This is a genomic window from Ensifer sp. ENS06 (assembly GCF_014852205.1).
GTDB classification, from domain to species: domain Bacteria; phylum Pseudomonadota; class Alphaproteobacteria; order Rhizobiales; family Rhizobiaceae; genus Ensifer; species Ensifer adhaerens.
In genome coordinates this window covers 61,993-80,186 of the sequence record NZ_JACVBC010000016.1, presented here as the reverse complement: position 1 = coordinate 80,186, position 18,194 = coordinate 61,993, and the positions used below count along the sequence as shown (strand labels likewise).

Annotated in this window: 13 protein-coding genes; all 13 read left to right on the top strand. The window is 64.9% G+C overall.

Annotation, left to right across the window (positions count from 1 at the left end; translation table 11 throughout):
• Positions 1–161 precede the first annotated feature (161 nt).
• Positions 162–1,427, top strand: coding sequence for a DUF4255 domain-containing protein (locus IB279_RS32200; protein ID WP_090300660.1), 1,266 nt, complete (start codon positions 162–164; stop codon positions 1,425–1,427).
• A complete protein-coding gene (locus IB279_RS38025; RefSeq protein ID WP_060519076.1) occupies positions 1,424–3,304 on the top strand; it encodes an ATP-binding protein in 1,881 nt (626 codons plus the stop codon). Before IB279_RS32200 ends, IB279_RS38025 begins: the two co-directional genes overlap by 4 nt.
• The gene (locus IB279_RS32190) at positions 3,301–3,570 is read left to right on the top strand and encodes a hypothetical protein (protein ID WP_060519078.1); all 270 of its coding nucleotides are present in this window, start codon (positions 3,301–3,303) and stop codon (positions 3,568–3,570) included. The genes IB279_RS38025 and IB279_RS32190 overlap by 4 nt, the downstream gene beginning before the upstream one ends.
• Positions 3,571–3,656: 86 nt before the next feature.
• Positions 3,657–5,249, top strand: coding sequence for a DUF4157 domain-containing protein (locus IB279_RS32185; RefSeq protein WP_176960406.1), 1,593 nt, complete (start codon positions 3,657–3,659; stop codon positions 5,247–5,249).
• Between the two features lie 70 nt (positions 5,250–5,319).
• On the top strand, positions 5,320–9,195 hold the full coding sequence (locus IB279_RS32180) for a DUF4157 domain-containing protein (RefSeq protein ID WP_162741434.1): 3,876 nt from the start codon (positions 5,320–5,322) through the stop codon (positions 9,193–9,195).
• Between the two features lie 61 nt (positions 9,196–9,256).
• Positions 9,257–9,904: a hypothetical protein gene (locus tag IB279_RS32175; protein ID WP_192340568.1), complete on the top strand. Its 648-nt coding sequence runs from the start codon at positions 9,257–9,259 to the stop codon at positions 9,902–9,904.
• Positions 9,905–9,913: 9 nt separating this feature from the next.
• Positions 9,914–10,222 carry a hypothetical protein gene (locus IB279_RS32170; RefSeq protein ID WP_060519086.1) on the top strand — a complete coding sequence of 103 codons (309 nt, stop codon included), beginning with the start codon at positions 9,914–9,916 and terminating at the stop codon, positions 10,220–10,222.
• Positions 10,219–11,391: a hypothetical protein gene (locus IB279_RS32165; protein WP_090300664.1), complete on the top strand. Its 1,173-nt coding sequence runs from the start codon at positions 10,219–10,221 to the stop codon at positions 11,389–11,391. Before IB279_RS32170 ends, IB279_RS32165 begins: the two co-directional genes overlap by 4 nt.
• On the top strand, positions 11,388–11,900 hold the full coding sequence (locus IB279_RS32160; protein ID WP_090300666.1) for a phage baseplate assembly protein V: 513 nt from the start codon (positions 11,388–11,390) through the stop codon (positions 11,898–11,900). Before IB279_RS32165 ends, IB279_RS32160 begins: the two co-directional genes overlap by 4 nt.
• Positions 11,897–12,229: a hypothetical protein gene (locus IB279_RS32155; protein ID WP_060519092.1), complete on the top strand. Its 333-nt coding sequence runs from the start codon at positions 11,897–11,899 to the stop codon at positions 12,227–12,229. Before IB279_RS32160 ends, IB279_RS32155 begins: the two co-directional genes overlap by 4 nt.
• On the top strand, positions 12,226–12,585 hold the full coding sequence (locus tag IB279_RS32150; protein ID WP_090300667.1) for a GPW/gp25 family protein: 360 nt from the start codon (positions 12,226–12,228) through the stop codon (positions 12,583–12,585). Before IB279_RS32155 ends, IB279_RS32150 begins: the two co-directional genes overlap by 4 nt.
• On the top strand, positions 12,582–15,086 hold the full coding sequence (locus IB279_RS32145) for a putative baseplate assembly protein (protein ID WP_192340566.1): 2,505 nt from the start codon (positions 12,582–12,584) through the stop codon (positions 15,084–15,086). Before IB279_RS32150 ends, IB279_RS32145 begins: the two co-directional genes overlap by 4 nt.
• 2 nt (positions 15,087–15,088) lie before the next feature.
• Complete coding sequence (locus IB279_RS32140) at positions 15,089–18,175, top strand: putative baseplate assembly protein (RefSeq protein WP_192340564.1); 3,087 nt, start codon at positions 15,089–15,091, stop codon at positions 18,173–18,175.
• Positions 18,176–18,194: the final 19 nt, after the last annotated feature.

Below are 18,194 nucleotides of genomic sequence, written 5' to 3'. Positions count from 1 at the left end.
GCTGACCGAGCTGTGGAGCCGCAACAGCCGCCCCAGGTCGAGATCCGCATCGGCACCATCGAAGTGGTGATGGATCCGCCGCGAGGCGGACAACCAGCCCCGGCAAGGGCGGAGGCTCGGGGGATCAGCCTGGATGACTTTCTCGACGGGAGAGGTGGGCGATGAGCAACCCGCTGGCCATATCCACCGTCAGCGCAGCCTTTCTCCGGCGCATCCTGTCGGCGGCCAACGCCGCGGTGCCAAATGCCAAGGTGCGGTTGGGGGCGCCCACGGCCAAGCTTGCCGAGGATGCAGCGCCGCTCGTCAATCTTCATCTCTACCGGGTCGAGCCCAATGCCGCCCATGCCAATGACCATCTGCCGACGCGTGGTGCCACCGGCCAGATGCGCGGCCCCAGCAAGCTGGCGCTGAACCTGCACTATGTAATGAGCTTCTACGGCAATCACGACGCGTTCGAGCCCGATCTGATGCTGGGCGAGGTGATGCTGGCTCTGGAGCATGAGCCGCTGCTGAGCAAGACCACGATCCACAACGCCATCGAAGACAACGACGAGCTGGAAGATAGCGATCTGGAGGCGGCGTTGGCGCGGCTGCGCGTGACGCGCCAACTGATGACGATCGATGATTTCTCGAAGATCTGGTCAATCTTCTATCAGGTCCCCTATGTGCTGTCGCTCTCCTACGAGGTTAGCCATGTGGTGATCGAGACGTCCGCCACGCCACCGGTTCCTACCCCGGTGGCGCATCCCGGGCTTTGGGTCTCGCCGGTTTCAACGCTCCGGCTCGACGCAGCGGGCAGGGCGCCCGGCAGTATCATCCCGCCGGTCTGGGGCGGTATCCTCCACGTGGCGGGCAGGGGCCTGGCCAAGCCGGGGCTCGAGCTGGAAGTCGATGGTGGCGGTCTTGCCATGAGCGGGGTTCGGCAGTCGGAGGCGGCGCTTGCAGTGACGCTCGATGCCCCCACCTTCGGCGGCGTCGAGTTGGCCGTCGGCGTCCACAAACTGCAGGCGATTGCACCCAGGACCAGCGCTGACCAGCCGGATCACGTGCGCGCCCGCTCCAACGCATTGGCCTTTGCACTCAGCCCAGCGATCGTCGTCGGTACGATCACCGCGCCGGCGGGTGGAACGACGGCGACAGGTACGGTCGATATCGGCTTCACCCCTTCGATCCGGTCGGATCAGGCGGTCCGGTTGCTTCTCGATGTCCGCAACTCGGCAGCGCCGGCGCAGGTGATCCTGGCCGGGCGTATCCCTGTGGAGGGTGGAGCGAACGCCGCCTCGCTCACCTTTTCCTTTGTCAGCTTGCCGCGCGGCGATTATCTGGTGAGGGCCGATGTCGACGGGCTCCTCAGCCCGGTCACGCTCGACAGCACCGCGGGCAGCTCCACCTATGGCCAGATCATCGGCCCGGAGCTTTCGCTGTGAGCCGCGCCGAACATATCGCGTCCCTGGCCGACGCCTTCCCGGTCGTGCGCGCCTGGCTCGAACACGGCCCGGTCGCCGAAACCAAGCCGCCGCGCACCGCTGCCTGCGAGCTGGCCGAAATCTTCCGACTGGATGCGTTCGGTCGCAACATCCTGCTCTTGTGCGCCTATGTCGCCTTGGAACCGGACGGGCGTGACATCGTCGCCCGGTTGCTTGACGATCCTTTGACCTCTGCCCCCACGCTGTCGCTGGCACTGACGCGTCTGCCGGGCGCACACTGGAAGGGACTGTCGGCCGAGGCGCCACTGCGCCGGGCAGGGCTGGTCCGGATCGAGGGCAGCGGCTCGCTGGTCGATGCGCGCCTGCGCCTTGCGGACACGGTGCTGCTGCGCCTTGTCGGTGCGCCCTCGCTGGACGCCGGGGCCTCCGCCCTGCTGCGCCGCATTCCGCGACCGTTGTCATTGGCACCCAACCGCGCCACGCTCGCCCGGGAAATCGGTTCCCGCCTGTCTCTACCGGACACACCGGTGCTGCACCTGACCGGCGGCGATCCCGAGGGCAAGCTTTGCGCTTTTGCCGAAGCCTCAGCCGGGATCAACGCCATCACCTATGCGCTGAACTCGCAGCTTCTGCCCCAGACAGCCGTCGAACTGGTGGACTTCGCCGCTGGGCTCACCCGGGATATGATGCTGTGTGCCGGGCGGTTGGTGCTGATGCATGACGACATGGGCGAGACACGGACCGCCCAGCTCTTTGCCGAAACCTATGGCGGGCCGCTCGCCATCGCCTCGGTCGAACCGATGCGGGTCGGTCACCGGTTGGCGCTCCGCCTGGAGATGCCGCGCCTGAAGGCGTCCGAGCAGCTTGCCGTGTGGCACAGCGTTCTCAGTGATGACGATACCGATCTTATCCCGGCCCTGCCGCGCCTTGCCGCCACCTTCTGCGTGGCTCCCGAAGTTGCGCGTGCTGTCGCTGCAGAAATGTCGCTGGAGAGCAATCGCGATCCGAAGCATCTGGCGACCTGCGCCTGGGAGGCCTGCCGCCGCACCGCGCGGCCCCGCATGGACGACCTGGCGCATCGCGTGGCCTCGCCCGCGACGTGGGACGACCTGATCCTGGCGCCGCGACAGAAGGATGTGCTCGAAAGCATCATTGCCCAGGTGCGCAACCGCACGCAGGTCTACGAGGAGTGGGGCTTCGGCGTGCGGCTCCAGCACAAGGGGCTCGGGGTCTCGGCGTTATTTTCAGGCCCGTCGGGCGCGGGCAAGTCGATGGCCGGCGAAGTCATCGGCAATGCGCTCGACCTTGATGTCTACCGCGTCGACCTTTCCGCGATGGTCTCGAAATGGGTCGGCGAGACCGAGAAGAACCTGCGCCGGGTCTTCGATGCGGCCGAGGATGGCGGCGTGATCCTGCAATTCGACGAGGCCGATGCGCTCTTCGGCCGCCGCTCCGAGGTTAAGGACAGCCATGACCGCCACGCCAATATCGAGGTGAGCTACCTGCTCCAGCGGCTCGAGGCCTATCGCGGGCTTTGCATCCTGACCACCAATATGCGCGATAATATCGACGACGCGTTCCTGCGTCGCCTGCGCTTCATCGTCGATTTCCGCTTTCCCAATCTGGTCGAACGCCGGGCGATCTGGATGCGGATCTTTCCTGACGCACAACCTCGCGAGCAACTGGATTACGACAAGCTGGCACAGCTCAACCTGGCCGGCGGATCGATCCGCAACATCGCGCTGGGCGCGGCCTTCCTCGCGGCCGACCGCGGTTGCGCAGTGTCGATGGCCGAGATCCTGCAGGCGGCGCAACTCGAATACGACAAGGTTGGCCGGCCGATGACCGACGCTGAACGCGCGGGGTGGCTGCAATGACTGCCGGGCCACGGATCGTTCTCAACATCGACCGGCTTCGCGTTCATGGCGTGCACGCAAGCGACGCTGCCGCGTTGGCGAAGGGGCTGAGGACGGCGCTTGCCGCGCAGCTTGCCGCCAATGGCGGCGCGCTGGCCGGGCAGGGTGGCGCCGATCATTTGCGTTTGAGCCTGCCACCGGCTGCAGGGCGCGGCCCTAACGCGCTCGGACGTCTTGCCGGTCAGCGGATCGCCGGGGCGCTCACCCGCCCGAAAGGAGGTGGCTGATGTCCCTGCGCGCTGCTCTGCGTGCCCGACGTTCGATGCCCCGTTCCGCACGCAACCGTGGTGGCTCGGGCGTGTGTGAACCTAAGATGCGGCTGCCCGGATCGCTCAGCGCGGTGCCCGGCGTACTTCAGCGTAAGCCGGTGGTCGGTCCGGCGAACGACGCCTATGAGCGCGAGGCCGATCAGGTTGCCGGTACCGTCGCAAAGGGCAGTGCTGCACGGGCTGTCACGCCCATGACGGCCGCTTCGGTGCAGCGGCAAGGCGGCGGGTCCGGGGGCAACACTCGGGGCAACACTGGGGGCGGGCCATCCGGCGCTGCCACGGCGGCCAAAGCGGTTTCTGCGGGCGGCCGCATGCTCAGTGTCGCTGAAGCCGGCTTCTTCGTACCGCGTTTCCGGCGGGACCTTTCGCATGTGCGCGTCCATGAAGGGCCGCAGGTCGATCAGGCCGCGGCCATGATCGGGGCGCGCGCCTATACGCTTGGAAACGATATTGCGCTGGCCAAGGGCGAGTACATCCCCGGAACCACCGAGGGCCGACGCCTGATGGCGCACGAGTTGACGCATAGCCTGCAACAGACCGCTGGCGAGCAAACCATCCGCCGCGCGCCGGACGGCGAACGCAAGGCCACCGACTTCAAGAAAGTCACGATGGTCTTCAACGGTGAGGAACTGATCGTTTACGGCGACGGCGAGGAAATCATGCGCTACGACGGCGATTCCGGTCGCCCGATCAAGATTACCGAAGAGGATGCCAAGGCCTGCGGCGCAGATGTCGATGTCGACACCTATCTGAACGACAAACGTTTCACCGGCATCAAGGACAAGGGGCCGATCCCGGAGGGCACCTATAGTTTTTCGCCACCGGGTATCAGCCAATTTTCAACCGGGGAACAGCTGGACCTTTTGGTCGGCGGCATCGTCGGCAAGAAAAACGTCACGGTCCAGGGGCAGAGCATTCATGCCGGCGACTGGGGGGCGGGACGGGTGCACCTCAATCCTGTCGCGGTCAGGGAGGGGCCGTGTGGCAATGCCGGAAGGCGAAGCGCGTTCTTCCTGCACGGCGGGCTACTGCGCGGCAGCTCAGGCTGCATCGATATCCAAACCAGCTTCGACGAACTGGCTGCCTTTCTCGACGGCTACAAAAATCCGGTCACGCTCAAGGTCGAGTATACCGATCCGGCGACCAGGGTCGGGTTCTGGACTGGGCTCGGCGGCGCGCTTGCCTATCAGGGCTTCCATTTCACCAGTCAGGGAACCGGCTTGTTAGGCGCCGAGGTGGCGGGCGACAGGACAAGTTTCGTCGCCTCGCTGCAATACAATGTGCTGCTGGACTGGGCCGGCGGTGCCCTGACCGCCGGCGTTCATGTCGATGTGCCGGTCGACGATCGGGACGCCTTTATCCGCGCCGGATTGCGCGGCGGTGCGGAGTATCGTGTCTACCGGTCCCTCTACGGGCGGATCTTCGGAGGCGGTTACTATGATACCGCGCGCGGCGATCTTCCGGCCGGGTTCGGCCTCCAGGCCGGCGGCGGCCTCGGCTATGATTTCGGACCGGTGCAAATGGAGGTGCTCTACAATTTCCTGGCGCCTCTGGGCGACGAGGATGCCGCCACTTCAGGCCGACCGGAGCGCCAAAGGGCGCACCAGGTCCTCACAGGGATCGGCTTCGAATGGTAGGGCGGGGCGACATAGCGCGACCTGCGCCGGCGATTACCTGCAGCACCAGGCCAGCTGCCGGGGGGCTGCCATGTCCGTGAGCGTCGCCCAAGCCGCCAAGCCCCCCGCCTTTGCCGTCGCGACGCCGACGAAACACAAGGCCGAGCCGTTGCCGGATCAAGACCAGGTGCCTCGGCGCCTGCTTTCTTCGCTGTCCTCGGTTCCTTCGGTTCAGCGCGTCTGCGCTGAATGCGCCCGAGAGGATGACGAGCACACCATGCCAGTCATGCCGCGGCTTGAAGTGGGCCCGGTGGACGACCCGTTCGAGCGCGAAGCGGATGACATAGCCGGACGTGTGATGGCGACCCGCGAGCCAAATTCCGTTCAACGTGCCGGGCTCGACGCAGAAACGCCGGACGCCATGCCCCGTCGCATCAGGCGGAAATGCTCGGCCTGCGGAGGTGACGAAACGCCGGTGATACCGAGACTGGAGGTGGGACCGGTTGACCATCCGCACGAGGCCGAAGCGGATTCAATCGCAGCGACCGTCATGACCCAGCGCCCCGGCACCGGTCTTCAGCGCCGGAGCGAAGACGACGAGCCGGAAGTGATGGCACGCAGATCGGTCGTTCAACGCAAATGCGCCGCTTGCAGCGCTGCTGAGGAAGAGATGCCGGTCATGCCGCGTCGGGCCGTAGCGACGGTGCAGCGCATACCCTCGCCGCTGCTTGAGCGCGAGATGTTGCATGACTTGACTGACATGCCGCGGATGCGGGCCGACGGCCCTGCGGGTACCGAACACATTGCCGCCTCGGCCGGTCAGCTGGAATCCGGCGGCAGCGCCCTCTCGCCGCAAACCCGAGACTTTTTCGAAAGCCGCATGGGGCGCGACCTCTCTGACGTGCGCATCCATCGCGGCAGCGCCTCGGATGCGCTGAATGACAGCATCTCGTCGCTCGCCTTTACCTACCGCAATCATGTCTGGCTGGGGCGAAACGAAGCGGAAGCGCCGTCCTTCACTATGGCGCACGAATTGGCGCATGTGCTGCAACAGACCCAGCCGGATGAAGTGCAGCCGAAAGTGCGCCGCGTCCCGTCCGAGATCATCAGCGAAACGCTCTACTTCGGCGAGGATCCCCAAAAGACACCCACCCATGACCTCGTCGTTGCCGACGCGGTCAAGAAGAATGCAAAACTCATGGGTGAGGTGGCGGTGCCCAACGCGCAGCGCGACAAGGGCTCTGTGGACGACGGGTTTGGCTATGCCGACCTGGTCATCTCAGATCCCAACAAGCTCTGGGGACTGCGATTTGCACCGTACACTGGCATTGGCAGCAGCACCGGAACGGGGACCGGAACTGGCGCTGGCGGGCCGACCGCACTGCCGTGGTACGTCGTGTCGGACGGCGGTAAGAACGTCGTACCCAAGAGCCTGGGTTACGACACAAGAAAGTCGCTTCACATCGGCGGCGCCGCGCTGAGACCGGGCGGAGGCTACGAGAAATACAGCACGGAATCGAGCCCTCGCTGGGCGACCACCGACTTCATTCGATCCGCACTCGATGCGCCCTCGAGCTACGAGATTGGCGACGTAAAATTCGCCGGTGACAGGGATCGCATGAGCGACGCGGAAAAACAGGTTGGCGACTACGCCACCGGTTTCAACGAAGCCGCCCGGCGCTACAACAAGACGGTGGAACAGAGCGAGGCCGTCAAGAATGGCACCGCGCCAGCCGGAACCCTGACCGGGTCGTCGCGAAGCAATTCGCTCGCCAGGACCAACTTCAGCGCCGCCAAGATGGCGAGCTCCGCCAGCAGCGGCGATTTCATCCCTCTGGAAAGTGCATTGAAGCTGCGCCTCAACAAGTACAGCAAGACGATCCTTGGTCGTGACAAGTACGAGAACGTTACAGGGTTCACCTATACGGGGAAGTCCTATTACCGGCAGAAAAGCGGCGCCAAGTTCCTGTGGGAGTATGTGTTCTGGCCCGATGAAATCAAGGAACAGGACACCAGCACATCACGGTCCAACCGGCGCGACAAGCTGACCGAGGCGAGCCAGACCCTGTACGACCAAATGGTCTCTTCGCCGACGGGCAAGAAGGTGATGCCGCTGCGCCATGCCGATGCCCGCGTTCAACCCAAGAAACCAAAAAAGCCGCTGCCGCCACAGGAGGATCCGTTCCAGGCGCAGTACAACACCTGGAAGGAAAAGCAGAGAACCTTCACCAGGACCTTTGCCGACTACACCAACATCAAGACCGGGACCGGTAAGGCGGACATCGCCAAGCTGGCCTTCGACACAGCGATCCAGAACACCGTCAAGCTGCTGGGTGGCACCGGTCCCGACGGTTCGCGACCGGTGCAGGACACAGCCGCGCTGACCAAGGCGCAAACCGAATTCAACCGTGCCGAGCTCATGGAAGGGCGGTCGGGGCGGATGCTCGGGGCAATGCGCAAGACCTTTGGTGCGACTTTCGTCAAGGCGCTCAACATCTACCACCGGCTGAAGACCAAGTTCGAAAACTTCCTGGCGGGCGCGAAGAAGCGCACGAGTGGCGGCAAGATCGGCAAGGCGATCATGAAGGTCGGCGGCGTGATCTTCGGCGCGATCATCAAGGTCATGCTGCCGCAGGTTGGCGCCTATCTGGTCGACTGCGTCGAGGAAGGGTTCAAATCGCTGCTGAAGTCGATGATCGGCTCCGATTTCAGCAAATACACCGACTCGATCGAAGGCGAGTTCGTCAAGAAGTATGAGGAAATCGCGGCTCAGATCGAAGCCAAGGTCGAAGAGGCGGCCGAGGCGATCAAGACCCGTTTCGGCAGCATCTATGAAGCCGTGATGGACACCTGGGAAGCTGCCAAGACCCTGATCAGCATCGCCCGGCATGTGTTCAACGTCGCCCGCATCGCCTCCTGCGCCGCCGGCGGGCTCGAAACGGTGGGAATTTCCTGCGTCGTTGCCGGTGTCGACTACATCCTTTCGCTCTTCGACATCTCGCCCAGCGAGTATCTTCTGTCGCACATGCTGGGCTCCTGTGTCGCACAGGACCTGATCAAGGAGTTCATCCTCGGCCGGGCGATCATCCAGAACCTGCCGAAGGAAATCGCCGAGACGATCCGCAGCCATCTCAAGGACATCCTGCCGCCCGAGGTGAAGCCGCTGCTTTGCGATCATATCGGCGATGCGCCCGATCTGCCTGACGCGGCCGAGGTCCCGTGCGAAGACATCGACAATCCAGGTAGCGGACGGGGCGGCAGCGACCTCTCGAAACCGCCGCCGGGCTTCCCGCCGGGCATGAACGAGCGCCGGGCCACCCAGAAGGAAATCCGCGAACATGGTCGCCTGGGCACTGGAATCGTTGACAACGCAGGCAAGGTCGACCGCAGCAAACTGCCGGAAGAATTCCGCAAGCTGCTCGAGCCGGAAGCGCCGCCGCCTCCGGGCACTCCGGAGGTCTGGGATCCACCGGACAAGAGCAGCCCGCCGACCGCCAAAAGCAGCCCACCGGCGGACAAGCAAACCGTACCCGACGCGGCAAAAGACAAGCCCGCGGGACAGCCCCCCGAGCAGAAGCCCGCAGGCGGCGCGGCCGGCGGCAGCGGCGGCCAACCCGGATCCGGCGGGCAATCGACCCAGTCGGTACGCCGTGGACAAATCGCCGATCCGAGCGGGACGGTAACGAGCTATCACACCATCCTGCCAGGGCCGTCCGGTGGTTTCGCGCAAGGGCGGGGCGACGCCAAGACCTTGTTCGACGTCTACCTCTACGTCCAGACGTCGGACTTGAAGACCTTCGGACCGCTACCCATCCGGATCAAGGTCATCGAGGTGGGGCGTGACAAGTCCGGTGACTGGATCAAGTACCTCCCGGACGGCCCCTATGTGCTGAAGAACGATACCGAAATCGAGATCAATCCCACCGGCAGCGACGGATTCTGGGCAAAGCTGAGTGCTGACAGATGAGACCGTTTCCAAAGAATGACTTCACTGGTTCCACGTCCGGCGTCTCAGATCGGAGCTTGCTATGACGGGTCTAACCATCTCTCCGCAAGTCCAGAAAGGCGCTCTTGTCGGGCTTGATCTTTTCAACCCGCTCTCTTCGGTGGCGATCTTCCAGTACAACCCCGACCAGATCACCCGGTCGATCGCGCCGAACTACAGCCAGGCAGGCAACGGGCGGGCGGAACCGTTGCGGCTGGCGGGGCCTCCCACGGAGACGATCAGCGCCAACCTCAAGATGGACCTGATCGACCAGATGGAAGAGGGCGAGAACGGACCTCTGGGCGGCGGCATTTCGGGCTATCTCGCAGCACTCGAGATGATGGTCTATCCGAAAACCATCGCCGTTGCGATCAATCAGGCGCTGATGCTGGCAGGAACCATGGAGGTGGTGCCGCCGGCCGCACCGCTGACGCTTTTCATCTACGGCTGGAAGCGGGTGGTGCCTGTCAAGATCGAAAGTCTGTCGATCACCGAGACCGCGCACGACCCGGCTTTAAACCCGATCCGCGCCGATGTCGCGGTCTCGATGAAAGTGCTGACCTACAACGATCTGTTTATGACCAACCCGGGCTACTGGGCCTTCCTGACCCACCAGGTGATCAAGGAGACGCTCGCCACCGTCGCAAGCGTCAACAACATCGCCGATGTGGCGGGCAACCTGGATTTCTGAGAGGGCGTGATGATCACAGCAACGAGCCGATACGCCATCGCCACCGAAACCGAATTCACCCGGCCGGACGGCAGCAAAGTGCGCCACATCGTGCCGCCGATCCTGCCGCACCCCGAGGATCACACCGTGGCGCGCCAGCACCGCGTCACCGACAGCGACCGCGCGGATATCATCGCCGCACAGACCTATGGCCAGGCGACCGCCTGGTGGATGATCGCCAATGCCAATTCCGCCGCGCATCCCGACCAGTTGACCGCGGTGCCCGGCGCTCCACTGGTCATTCCGATGCCCGATGCGAGGGGAGGCAGGACCACGTGAGCGCCTTCGGCAACATCCTCGGCATTCGCGTCACGCTGCTTCTGGGCAGGGAGGCCGTCGTGCTGCCCGCACCGCTCGAGGCGATGGAGGCGATCGAAGAGATCGAGGTGCGCCAGGCGATGAAAAAGGACTCAGGCTTCAAGATCACGCTGCTGGCCGGGCGAGAGGGACCGCTTGGCGCATTTGGCCCTCCGTTCGTCAATGATCCCCGGTTCCAGCGCGGAGCGCGGGTGGTGGTCGTTGTCTGGAACGGGGTGGTGCCGACGCCGATCTTCGACGGGGTGGTGACCAAGACCCAGTACATACCCGGCGAAGGGTCGAATGAAGGCAAGTACCTGATGTTGGGCCGCGACCTGACTTTTGTCATGGACCGCGAAGAGAAACGCGCCCAGCACCCGGCTCAGGACGAAACCGTGATCATGAATGCCATGGCGCTGAAATATGCCACCTACGGCGTGATCCCGGTGATTATGCCGCCGCCGGTGATCGATCCGCCGATCCCGGTCGACCGCACGCCGCAGCAGACCTGCACGGACCTCGGCTATGCCAAGAAGATGGCCAGGCGCCACGGCTACAAGGTGTTCATCGATCCCGGCCCGGCGCCGGGGATCAGCCAGCTCTACTTCGGCCCGGTGCCGCGCCCCGGCCTGCCGCAGAAGCCGATCTCGGTCAATCTGGGGCCAATGTCGGATGCCTACGACGTCACGGTCAACCACGATGGCGAGACCCTGACGGCTGCGCGCGCCAAGGTGCATGACCGCTCCACAGGGCAGGTGGTTTCGCTGGAGATCCCGACCTCCACCAACACGCCGATGTCGGCCCTGTCGGAGGCGCTGACGCAGATGGGCAATATCAAGACGAAGGAGATAGTGACCTCGGGCCTCAACACCGCGCAGGTGCTTGCGCGTCTGATGGCTGAGGTGAACGAACCGGCCGAAAGGGTACTGGAGGTGACCGGCACCATCGACAACACGCGCTACAACGCGGTGCTTAAACCCTACTACGCGGTCGATATCCGCGGCCTGGGGATGATCTACAACGGAACCTATACGGTGGCCGAAGTCAGGCACGTGCTCAAACCCGGTGCCTATACCCAGTCGTTCGCACTTCAGCGCGACGGGCTCTATCCGATCCTGCCGGCCGTCGCACCGGAGGTATCGCCGATATGAGCTGCGAGGACGAAAAATTCTTCGGCAAATACCGCGGCAAGGTTGAGCTCAACATCGACCCCTTGGGCCTTGGCCGGGTGCAGGTCAGCGTGGCTGATGTCATGGGGGATGGCACGCTCGCCTGGGCCATGCCCTGTCTGCCGGGCGCCGGACCGGGCGTTGGCATCTTCGCCATCCCGCCCTCGGGCGCCAATGTCTGGGTCGAGTTCGAGCGCGGCGACCCGGACTATCCAATCTGGTCTGGCGGGTTCTGGGACGCCGGAGACACGCCGGCGGCGATGGGGCCGACGCAGGCGCTGACGCGGATCTGGGCGGGCGACAACTTCAAACTGGAGGTGCTCGACGCGCCGGGCATGGGGGAACTCACGCTCAGCATGACCACGGCCATGGGGGATGCCGTGCTGAAGGCGGGGGCGGACGCCATGGAACTGAGCTTTTCCGGATCGACGGTCAAGCTTGGTCCCGATGGGGTCACGATCAACAACGGAAATCTGAAGGTGCTGCCATGACCACGCCGATCGTCACGCAGGGAACCGTCGCCACCTGCCCGCATTCCATCCCGATCACGATCGCGGCGACGGGTGTGAAGCTTTTGATCGACGGCACGCCGGCAGCCCTTCTCGGCGACAAGGGCACGATCGCAGGTTGCCCGTTCACGACGCCCGAACCCAAGCCGCAGCCCTGTCTCATTGCTGAGTTCACCAAGGCGGCCAGCAAGGTGCAGTCGGCCGGCAAGCCGGTGTTGTTGGTCAATCCCGGCGACCTTTGCAAATCCGGCCAGATCCCCAACGGTCCGGTGGTCTGGTCTTCGCCGCAAACCAAGGTTGTCGCGATATGACCTGGTTTTCCTTCCCCTACCGGATCTCAGCCGCCGGAACCACGGCCGAGGTCGACCGCGACCAGCAGATCCGCGACATGATCGAGCAGGTGCTGTTCACGCGCCGCGGCGAGCGGCTCAACCGGCCTGAATTCGGTGCCGGGCTGCACGAGATGGTGTTTTCGGAGAACACGCCGGAGATCGCAGCCGCCGTCCAGCACATGGTCCAGGGGGCGCTTCAGCAATGGCTGGTCGAGGTGATCGAACTGCGTGGTGTGCGGGTTGAGGCCGTGGACAGCCAGTTGCGGGTCACGGTCGTCTACAGCCGGCTCGGCGACGACGAGATTCGCCGCGCCGTGGTGGAGGGCGCGATATGACGAAGTGCAGGTGTCATTGCGGCACGTCGCTGCGCCGGCAGAGGGTTCTGGAAAGCAACGCCGACATGGGCGGCGGGCTTGAGATCAACGGCATCGACTTCGTCGAGGTGTTGGACAGCGGCGCACCGGCTGGCATGGCGCAGAAACTGCTCGACGTAGCTTTCCTCAAACCCGATGGCGTCGCGGCCCTGAACGAGGACAACTTCGCCGTGACAGGCGGAACGCGGGTCAAGGGCATCAAGGTGCTATCGCTGGCGCTGCAGCCGGACGGGTTGACCCAGCGGCTGACCCTGGACCAGGCCGGGGATTTCTCGCCTTATGTGCTGTCGCTGCGGCAAGGGGCGGTGAACGCTGCACCGCCCGCCAATATGGATCGCCAGCTGGCGAGCGTGTGCTTCTCCTTCAAAGTCGAATGCCGCTCGGATTTCGATTGCGCCGACCCTGCACTTTCGGTTCCGGCGCGTCGTCAGGGGCCGCCGATAGATTACCTGACCCGCGATTTCACCGGCTTTCGCACGATGATGCTGGACCGCATGTCTGCCACCATGGCCGACTGGACCGAGCGCAATCCGGCGGATCTGGGCGTGACCCTTGTTGAGGTGCTGGCGGATGCTGCCGACAAGGTGAGCTGGTTTCAGGACGCCATAGGCACCGAAGCGTTCTTCGAGCGCACGCGCTTTCGGCAGTCACTCGTGCGCCACGCCCGGCTACTCGGCTATCGTCCGGGCGAGGGTTGCAATGCGCGCACAGCCGTCGCCGTGACGGCGGATGTCGACCGGGATGGCGCACCTGACGTGATTGCGCGCGGCACCCGGTTCCTGACCCGCCCAGAGGACCGGGGGCAGCAGCGGCCGACGGTGATCACACCAGAGGCGGAGCTTTTCGAAGACATGGTCCGACGTGGGTCAGTGGTGTTCGAGGCACTGGAACCGCTGAAGTCGCTGCGCGTGGCGCGCAACGATGCGGGCTTCCACGATTGGGGCGACGAGGGCTGCTGCCTCACCAAGGGCGCAACCTCCGCTTTCCTGACGAAGGCTCCCGGCGATCTTGACCTTGTGGCAGGCGATCTTCTTTTGCTGGAGGAGCGCATTCCTTTTGGCGGTAGCACCGAGGATCCGCCGGATCCGACGCACCGCCAGGTCGTGCGTCTGTCGGAAGGCCCCAAGCCTGCAAGTGATCCGATCTTCGGTCTCGCCTTGACTGAGGTGCGCTGGTTCGCCGAAGACGCGTTGAGGTTCGCTCTGCCGATCGGTACCCTCGATGGCAAGCCGATGTCGGTGGCGCGTGGCAATGTTCTATTGGTCGACGAAGGCCGTACCGTCGATCACGGCGACCCCGCGCACGAAGACGAAATCCTCTTGGAAACCCTCTCCACCGACGGCCTGCTGCCAGATGACGGGCCTGGCCAGGTGCTGCGCTACCGGCTGGCCGCCGGAGAGGTGGTGCGCGCGCCGCCTTTCGATCCGGAGAGTGCACGCACCGCCTCGGCGGCTGCGTCGCTTTCGCCGGTGGCCGAACCGGTCGCACAGGTCGCGCTCGTCGGCGACGGTGAGATATGGACGACGGTGCCGGACCTTCTGGCGTCGGAGCGTTTCGCGCCGCATGTGGCGGTCGAGGCAGGCACCGTGCCAGGGGCGGCCTATGTGCGCTTCGGCGACGGGGTACTGGGCCGCCGCCCAACCGATGGAGCCGCGTTTGTCGCGCGTATCCGTCACGGCGGCGGTTTGCGCGGCAACATCGGGGCCGGCGCGATCGCCCATGTGGTGACCGGCGACGGCAACGGCATCTTCGCGCTGAGCAACCCTGTCCCGGCAACCGGCGGCATCGTGCCGGAACCACGCACGGCAGTGCATGTTGCCGCGCCACAGGCGTTTCGCGTCTCGCGTCGTGCGGTCACGGCGGCCGACTACGCCGTGGTTGCCGCCCGCCACCCGAGCGTCGAACGAGCCTTCGGGCGCCGCCGCTGGACCGGCAGCTGGCACACGGTCACGCTGGCGCTCGACCTCGTCGGAGGCGGCGAGGTGGACGCTGCAGTCGAGGCCGAGTTGCGCGCGTTCATCGAAGATCATCGGTTGGCGGGCCACGATCTAGAATTTGTCTCGCCGGTCTTCGTACCGCTCGACATCATCCTCTTTGTCTGTGCCGCGCCCGACGCCTATGCGTCGGACATCAACCGCGATCTCCTGGCGCTCTTTTCCGATCGCGATCTGCCGGATGGAACCCGCGGGCTCTTTCATCCGGATGTCCTGGAGTTCGGAGCGGACGTGGCGTTGTCGCCGATGATCGCCCGCGCGATGCGGATCGACGGCGTGTCCTGGATCGGCACCACCGACGAAAGCAACGCGCCGGTGGGCCGTTTTGCCCGGATGGATCAGCCCGGTGTGGACTATGCCGCCGAGGCGATCCTGCCGATCGCCAGCGCCGAGATTGCCCGGCTCGACAACGATCCCAGCCGTCCCGAGAACGGCCGGGTCCGCTTCATCGTGGAGGGGGGGCGCTGATCATGGCAACGCGCGACAAAAGCTCGCCGTGTGGCGGCATCGACCTTGGTCCGCATCGCCCTGCCAACCGTGCCGGGCTTTCACAGGTGGATTACCGGATCACGACCCAGCCCGAGGCGCTGGCGCGAATGCTGCATCTTCTGCCGCGACACGGGGTGATAGACCCGGAGACCGGTGCCGAGCTCCAGCCGTTGGAGGCGTTGCGGACGCGCGACCTTCGCGATCCGACGATCAGCCTGTTCGACGCCTGGGCCATGGCCTGCGACGTGGTGTCCTTCTATTCGGAGCGCATCGCCAACGAAGGTTTCATCGGGACCGCCACCCAGCGCCGTTCGGTGCTCGAATTGGCGCGGATGATCGGCTATGAGCTCGCCCCCGGCGTGGCGTCCAGCGCCCATCTGGCATTCTCGGTCGAGGACACGGACAATCCCTATCGCGTGGTCCAGATCGGTATCGGTGTGCAGGCGATGTCGATTCCGCACGAGAAGGGCAAACTGCCGCAGATCTTCGAAACGGTCGAAGAGATCACCGCACGCGCCGAATGGAACAACATTCACGCCCGAACCGAGCGTCCTCAGAACCTGGTGCTCTACAACAACCTCGAAAGTGATGGGGACACAGCCAACGGCACGCTCTACCTCTTCGATCTGGACAACTCCTTCGACGACGCCACATTGGCCGATCCTGACCTCGTTACCATTGCTGCCGAGGCGGATCTGGAACACTACCACCCGATGACCCGACGGCTCGATCTGCCCGCCGCGCTGGCGAAACGTATCGAGGACAACGAAACGAACGAAGAGATCGACCCGGTGCTCTACGCGCTGCCGGTGAACGAGGTCTGCCTTACGGGGCTCGGGCTCAACCTGCGCAAGGGCACCCGGTTGTTGGCGGTGGCGCAGGCGGCGAGCGATGGCGCGCCGGTCACGGCCATACCGATGCGGGTGGTATCGGCCACCGAGGACCGAGCCTTCGGCCTGACGAAAGTCGTTTTGACGCGCAGCGGCCACGCGCCCGAGAAGGTGCGCCGCGCACCGCCCTTCCGGCTCGCGAAACTGCTGATCGGCATCATGCCCTCGATGCGCATCGCGCTGGGCACTCAGGCGATCGAGACGCATGTGCGCGGCCGGACCTGGTCGGGAGACGGGCTCTCGGCGCTGGTGCAATCCCAATCCTGGCAGCGCGCCAAAATCATGACGCTGGTTCGCCTGCTGGTCTTGCCGCCGCCGGAGAAGGACGATGGCGAGGTGCCGGCACTCGGCCTGCATGTCATGCGCGACAATTCCGGGTTCTTCGGCAGTACTGCGCCGCTCCACGCCACGGTGAATTATGGCACCAAGGCCGATGGGACCTATGACAAGGGTCCCTATACCCACAACTGGGATGGGGCCACGGGCGGATCACCCAACACGATCTGGCTGGACGGGATGGGGGCAAAGTACATCGACAAGGGCGCCTCCCACGTCTACCTCGACCGCGAGCTGAAGGAATTGCAGCCCAACGGCTGGGCGATCATCGAGAACGCCGCGGGCGGGTCTCTCGGTTTGCGGGTCGTGCATGCGGCGGCGGAATCACGGGCAGACTACGCAATCACGGGAAAGTCGACCGGCGTGGGGTTCCGCACCGCCAATGGCGGACTGTTGGAGCTCGGCGGCACCGACTCGACCACAATCTACAATTCCTTCCTGTTTCGGGGTTCGCAGATCCATGCGGTCAGCGCGCATCTTCCGCTTGCCGGTGTGCCGCTGTCGCCGGAGCTGCCGCACAGGTCCACCTCGGTCGAGCTGGACCGGCTTTATCTTGATCTCGAACGCGGACGGCCCGTTTCGCTTTCCGGCGCACGCAACGATGCCGAGGGCATCACCGGGCGCGAGACCCATATCATCGACGAGGTCCAGCATATCGACGGGATCACGCGGCTGGTGCTGACCGGCGAGACCGCCTGGCCCTATGACCGCACCACCGTGCGCATCAACGCAAATGTCGCGCTCGCCACCCATGGCGAGGCGGTGGCCGAAGACATCGGGAATGGCGACGCCCGGCTGACGTTCCAGACCTTCACGCTGAAGAAGCCGCCGCTCACTTACGTTTCAGCCGCAAACGAGGCCGGTCGCGCCTCGACCCTGAAGATCCGTATCGACGGTGCGCTCTGGCAGGAGGTGACGGCACTGGGCCAGGCCGGGCCGGAGGACCCCGTCTACGAGGTGCGCCTGTCCGACGACGGCAAGGCGCATGTGCGCTTCGGTGACGGCCGGACCGGGCGTCGCCTGCCCACCGGCTTGCTGAACGTAAAGGCGGAGTACCGCAGCGGCATCGGCCGCGCCGGCGAAGTGCCGGAAGAGGCGATCAGTCAGCTGAGAACCCGGCCGCTCGGTGTGCGCGCAGTGGTGAACCCGTCGCCCGCAACAGGCTCGGCCGATCCCGAGACGCTGGATAGCGCGCGCGAAACCGCACCGGGCACGGTCAAGACCCTCGGGCGCATCGTCTCGCTCACCGACTACGCCGATTTTGCGCGTAGTTTTGCCGGCATCGGCAAGGCCCAGGCGTGCGAGCTGTGGTCAGGGCAGAACAAGGTGATCCATGTCACGGTGGCCCCTGAAGCGGACGCCGAGCTCACGGCAAGCGATCCGCTGATGTCCAACCTTGCCGATGCAATGGCCAAGGCGCGCGATCCTGCACGTCCCCTGATCTTGCAACCCTACGCGCGCCGGTTCTTTGCCCTTACGGCCAAGATTTATCCCGATCCGACCTACCGCGCCGAGGACGTCAAGCTCTGGGCGCGCCAGCAGATCGAGGCGCTTTTCGGTTACGACGCGCGCAAGCTCGCCCAATCGGTGAGTGCTGCCGAGGTCATTGCCGCGCTGCATCGGGCGCGCGGTGTCGTATCGGTCGATCTCGACGCGCTCGAGGTGCTGCTCGACGGCTCTACCACCGGTTCTGTGGCTGCTGATCTGTCCTCGGTGCTGCCCTCGCTCCCAGCCGTCGGGCCGGGCCAGCGCGGGCAGCGCCACGACTTTGCCCCGGCGCAATTGCTGACCGTGCTGCCGTCGGCGGTCAGCCTGACGATGATGGAGACCGCAAATGTATAATCGCGCGACCGGCAACCTT